Source organism: Virgisporangium aurantiacum, assembly GCF_016863635.1.
In the GTDB taxonomy this organism is placed as follows: domain Bacteria; phylum Actinomycetota; class Actinomycetes; order Mycobacteriales; family Micromonosporaceae; genus Virgisporangium; species Virgisporangium aurantiacum.
In genome coordinates this window covers 1-5,003 of record NZ_BOPG01000073.1, presented here as the reverse complement: position 1 = coordinate 5,003, position 5,003 = coordinate 1, and the positions used below count along the sequence as shown (strand labels likewise).

At 71.8% G+C, this 5,003-nt stretch carries 3 protein-coding genes; all 3 read right to left on the bottom strand.

The features are described from left to right. Positions 1-15: 15 nt before the first annotated feature. On the bottom strand, positions 16-1,023 hold the full coding sequence (locus Vau01_RS47625; RefSeq protein ID WP_204007386.1) for a replication-relaxation family protein: 1,008 nt from the start codon (positions 1,021-1,023) through the stop codon (positions 16-18). A 228-nt stretch (positions 1,024-1,251) separates the two neighbouring features. Next, entirely contained in the window at positions 1,252-2,070 is an 819-nt protein-coding gene (locus tag Vau01_RS47620) for a hypothetical protein (RefSeq protein WP_204007384.1), read from the bottom strand. Positions 2,071-2,261: 191 nt separating this feature from the next. Then, a complete protein-coding gene (locus tag Vau01_RS47615; RefSeq protein WP_204007382.1) occupies positions 2,262-4,841 on the bottom strand; it encodes a type IV secretory system conjugative DNA transfer family protein in 2,580 nt (859 codons plus the stop codon). Positions 4,842-5,003 lie beyond the last annotated feature (162 nt).

Here is a 5,003-nt window from a genome sequence, read left to right as displayed (position 1 = left end):
TGGTGCGGCGCCGGCTCAGGGGGTGCTGGGGTCGGTGTCGTCGCGGAGCAGGTACAGCGGGTCCTGCTCGGGCGTGGGCGGGCCGGGGTTGTAGCCGCCGGTCTCGCCCCACCGGCAGGGCAGTTCGGAAAGCCGCACCCGGCGGCGGCCGTTGCCGGCGACCTTCCACATCGGACCGGCCGGGCCGTGCCCGGCTGAGCCGGCGCGGGTGGCGGTGGCGACGATCAGGCCACGGGCAGCGCCGTTGAGACGGCGGTGGAAGTTGGTTTCCCGGGCGGTGGTGGGCAGCCAGAACAGGACCGGCCAGCGCGGCCCGCCGCTTGCGGCGAGTTTGCGGTAGGCGGCGAGTTTGCCGGTCAGGACCGAGTGGACCTCGGTGCCGGTGTCGTACTCCAGCAGGAAACCGACCTGCCGGTCGTGCTCACGCCAGACGCCGTGCCCGTCCGGGCGGGCGATGTTCTGCACCTTGCCGGCGAAGGTGCGTCCGGACCACCAGCGGGCCAGCCTCGTGTCGGGATCGGAGCGGGCGTGGGTGAACAGGTCGATGAAGAACTGGTTGGTGCCGTCGTTGTGGTGCAGGTGGCCGCTGGAGACCAGGGCGTCCTGGGCTTCGCGGACGGCTTTCGCGGTCGGTGGCCGCTCCCCGCGGTGCAGGGCGACGTAGCGGGCCGACAGCGGCCCGGGCAGCCAGTGCACCGGCAGCCGACCGGCGCCGGGCCGGACCGGCATGAACCAGTCGATGAATTCGATCTTGCGTAGGACGTCGAGCCGGTTGCGGCAGGTGCGTTCGGCGGTGAACAGGATGGCGGTGATCTGTGCGGTGGTCAGGTAGCGGTGCTCGTGGAGAAGGTGGGCGAGGACGTAGTCGCGAGGTTCCAGACGCCAGGAGATCTCGCGCAGGGAGTCGGGGGGTCGTCTCCGGCGGGGGGTACCTGCCGGCCGGGTTTGAGGGGTACGCGGTACCCCCGGTCGGGAGGTATCCCCCAGAGGGATATTTCGGGTTGGCTCGCTGGGGTTGGGCATGGGCTCCTGCCTGCGTGGTTGGGTGCGTTGGGCACGGTTGATCACGTGCCGGGCGGTCCAGGGGCGCGCTCGGGGGTTGGCCCGCCGGTGCGCATGTCCCGTCGCCCAACTCGTCGCCGGGTTGCCGATCCGTGCTTGGTGTCAGCCGTGAAGATCAGTTGGGTAGTTCGGCCCGGTGCTGTCGCCTGTCGTCAGTGGTTCCGAACGGGCGGTGGTGAGCCGGTTGGCTCACCACCGCAGGCCGTGGCCGATGAACAGCGCGTCGGCCGGGTCTTCACCGAAGAGTTCGTCCTCGTCGTAGAGCGGGTAGCGCTCGTAGCTGGCCGGGTCCAGGTCGACGAGTGCCTCGTCGCCGTCCGGGTCACCGGGAGAGCCCTCGTAGTCGTAGTAGTCGTAGGAGGCGGGCTCGTCCCAGTCGCCCCGAGGGCGCCAGGCTGGGTACAGGAAGTCCTTGTCCGGGTCCTCTTCGCTGGGCGCCGGCGCGCGACGCGGCGGACCGGTGTCCACGCCGGCGTCGCGCAGGTGCTGCAGGTCTTCATCGAGCAGCTGCTGTACGGTGCCGGCGAAGTGGTGCAGGACGTAGGCCACGACCGTCACGGTCAGCAGCACGTTGGCGCGCACCAGCGCCACGTCGCCACCGGTCGACGACGGCTGGCCTGCCCCGCTGGCCCGATCTTCAGCGCGTTGGGGCGCGTCGATGACGTATCCGTCGATGTCGTGCAACGTGGTCCACGTCATCGCGGCGACCGCGCCCTGCACCGTGTTGTCGAGGCGGGCCATCGCCGCGGCCGGCCTGGTGTCGGCAGGGACGGGCACGGCGATCGGCACGGCGAAGGTCGCCGGCCGGGCGGGTTTGAGTCGCCGCTGGTCGAGTTCGTCTATCAGCGCATCGCCGTCGGCGCCGGTGAGCTTCCCACGGTTGATGAGGTCGGCCACGTCGTGCGGGGTCAGCTGTCCAGCGGCAGGGTGCTGGCCGTCGCCGGTAACGGGCGGCCCTTGGACGGCTGACGGCCGTCTGGACGGCGCGGTACGCGCCTTCGAGGGCATGGGGATTCTCCTTGTCAGCGAAGGGTTTCGGTTGTTGGACGCAGGGCGGCCGACGTCACCGCCCGCCCGCGACGAAAGCGGCGGGCGGTGCGAGGGCGCGCCGGCCCGGACCGGGTCGGCACCCGGCGGGGGCTGCGTGTCGGCCGGGAGCGTCGGCGGGGCCAGCGGAGCACCGGCCCCGGTCCTCGGCGCTACTTGTCGTCGCGGTCCTGGTCGTCGCGGTCGTCCTGGTCGTCGCGGCGGTTCTGCTCGTCGCCGCCCTTGTCGTGGCCTCTGCGGCAGTCCCGGTCTTGGCGGTTGAGTCCGCCGAGCCGTTCGATGCCCGTCAGCTCGGTCGCTTCCGGGCGGGCGACCTGTTGGCGGATCGCGAGCGCTTCGTCGACGATCGGCGCCGCCGGCCGGGTGCGCAGGGTGAACGCCGCGGTCTCCCGGGAGCCGACCACGAGACGGGCCGCCGCGGTGTACGCGTCCAGATGCGACAGGTCGTGCTCGGTCAGCTCGGGCATGGTGTGCCGGGCCAGCTGGTGCGCGTCTTCCGGCGAGCACGAGAAGAACACCTTGTTGCGGGCGTTCGCCGAGAGGGCGAGTTGGGTGTCCCGCGGGAGCTGGGTGAGGTTCTGGTGGGCCAGCAGCAGCGACAGGTGGTAGCCGCGGGCCTCGGCGAGCATGTCCCCCACCGACCCGGCCAAATTCAGGACATTGTGCGCCTCGTCAACGTAGACACATGCGTCGCGGCGTTGCGGTTCGGGTATCCGGGCGCGGGCGGTGGCCGCCTGCCACACGGACGCGAACACGAAGCTGCCCATGAGTTTGGCGGTCTCTTCGCCGATCTGCCCTTTCGGCAGCCGAGCGAGCAGGATCCCGCCGTGGTCGAGGACGTGGCCCATGTCGAACGACGACTTCGGCACCCCGAGGGTTTCGCGGACGAACGGCCGGAGCAGAAACGCCCGCAGCCTCGACAGGACCGGGGCGATGATCTGTGCCCGTAGCGGCGGCGGGGTCTGCTCGTACCACTGCCAGAACCCCAGCAGGCCCTCGGGGTCGTCGAGGTCGACGGTGAACACCGCCCGAAACTGCTTGTCCTGCAACAAAGGCGGAATCAGCGTCAGGGTCGCGTTGGCCTTACGCATCAACGTCAGACAGGCCACCCGCAGCACGTCGTCGATCCGGGGCCCCCAGTGCCGCTGGAAGATCTTCGAGAAGATCGACACGATATTGTCGACGATCAGGTCGTCGTCCAACCCCTGCAACGGGTTGAGGGTCGCCCCGCCGGGCTGGTCCGGGTCGATGAGCACCACCCGGTCGGCGACCGAGGCGGGGAGGCGGTCCAGGATGTCCAGGACCAGGTCGCCTTTCGGGTCGATGACGACCACGCCGCGGTGGGCCTTGATGTCGTCGAGGACGAGGTGGCACATCTCGGTGCTCTTGCCCGACCCGGTGGAGCCGAGCAGGTGGATGTGTTGGCGGGCGTCGACGACCGGTAGGGCGACCTTGTGGCCGCCGACCTCGGCGGTGCCGAGGACTTTGGTGTTGCGACCGCCGGTGGGCACGTCGATCGGCGGGGGCACCGCGTTGGCGCGGGCCCGGCCCAGGCCGGGTACGGACAGGTCGGTGGGCAGCCCGGCGATCGCCGTCAGCTCCTCGGCCGACAGCAGGAACCCGCGCCGCAACGGCCGGGCGGCGAGGACCGCGGCCGGCTGGGCAAGCCGCAGCCGGCGTAGGTGGTTGCGGCCGGCGTAGGCGCCGAACGCGGACGCCAGCCCGTGGGCGAGGGTGGTCAGGCGCCGCGCGGTGGCGTCCTCGCCCGAGCGGCCGGCCGTGCTGGTGGTGCGTGTGTTGGTGGTGGCGACCGCGTAGCGGATGGCGGTCTCCCACTGCGGGCCGATCGTCTTGTCGATCGCCGGGCGGGCGTCGCGGTCCCGCAACGGATCCGCCGGCACCGGGCGGTAGCCGGCGCCGGTGCCGGTGGTGGTGCGGCGGGGTGGGCCGGGGGTGACCAGTTCGGTGACAATCCCGGTAATGAGGTTCAGCCCGCCGCGCACCAGCGGGGTCGGGTCCAGCGGCCCGCCGGTCGGTGGTTTCCCGGTGCGCAGCGCCGCGGCGCCTTTGCGGAGCCGGGCGACCTGGCGTGGGGTGGCCGGTCGGGCGAGCACCTGCACACACGCGTACTCGGTGGAGTGCAGGCCGGCACCGGCGGCGACGAGGGGCCGCATCGGGTCGGTGTCGTGGTCAACGTTGAGCGGATACCAGCCGGGCAGGGCCGGGGCGAGTGCGCCACCGACCGCCCGCGTCTCGGCACCCGGGGCCGAAGCGTCCGGGATGGGTGCGGTGACCTCGTCGATGGTGCAGGCGGCGCCGGGCCACGCGGCCCGCACGGCGGCGGCGACCGGGCCGGCAGGCACGGTGCCGGGCACCCAGACGACGATGGTCAACTGCCGGCCGGACCACCGGTACTCCACCGCGATGTGCGGCACGCCGTAGAGCAGGCGGCGCCGCCAGGACGGGCTGAGCAGGTCGTGGAGGTTGGCCCACCAGGCGGCGGCGCCGGCCGCGTCGACCTCCGGTGGTGGGGTGATCAGGATCTGGTGGGCGTGGGTGGCAAGTCGCCGGTGCCGCCACCGCCACACCGCCGCGCGGGCGGTGTGGGCCGCGGCAACGACGACGACCACAGCCACGGCGAGCAGCACGGCCAGCCAGGGCTGGTCGGCGAACCAGCCGGCGACCTTGTTGGCCAGGTCGACCAGCGGTGAGTGCGGCTCGGCGGGGACCATGTTCGGGTCCACCGACGGCGAAGGCGAAGGAGGAGGAGACAGCTGGAGAGGTACAGACACGATGACACTCCAATGTGGACAGACGAGGGATGCAGTGGGGCGGTTTCCGCCCAGGGGCGGCGGGGTTTACAGGTCGGATTCGTCGATGAGGTCGGCCAGCCC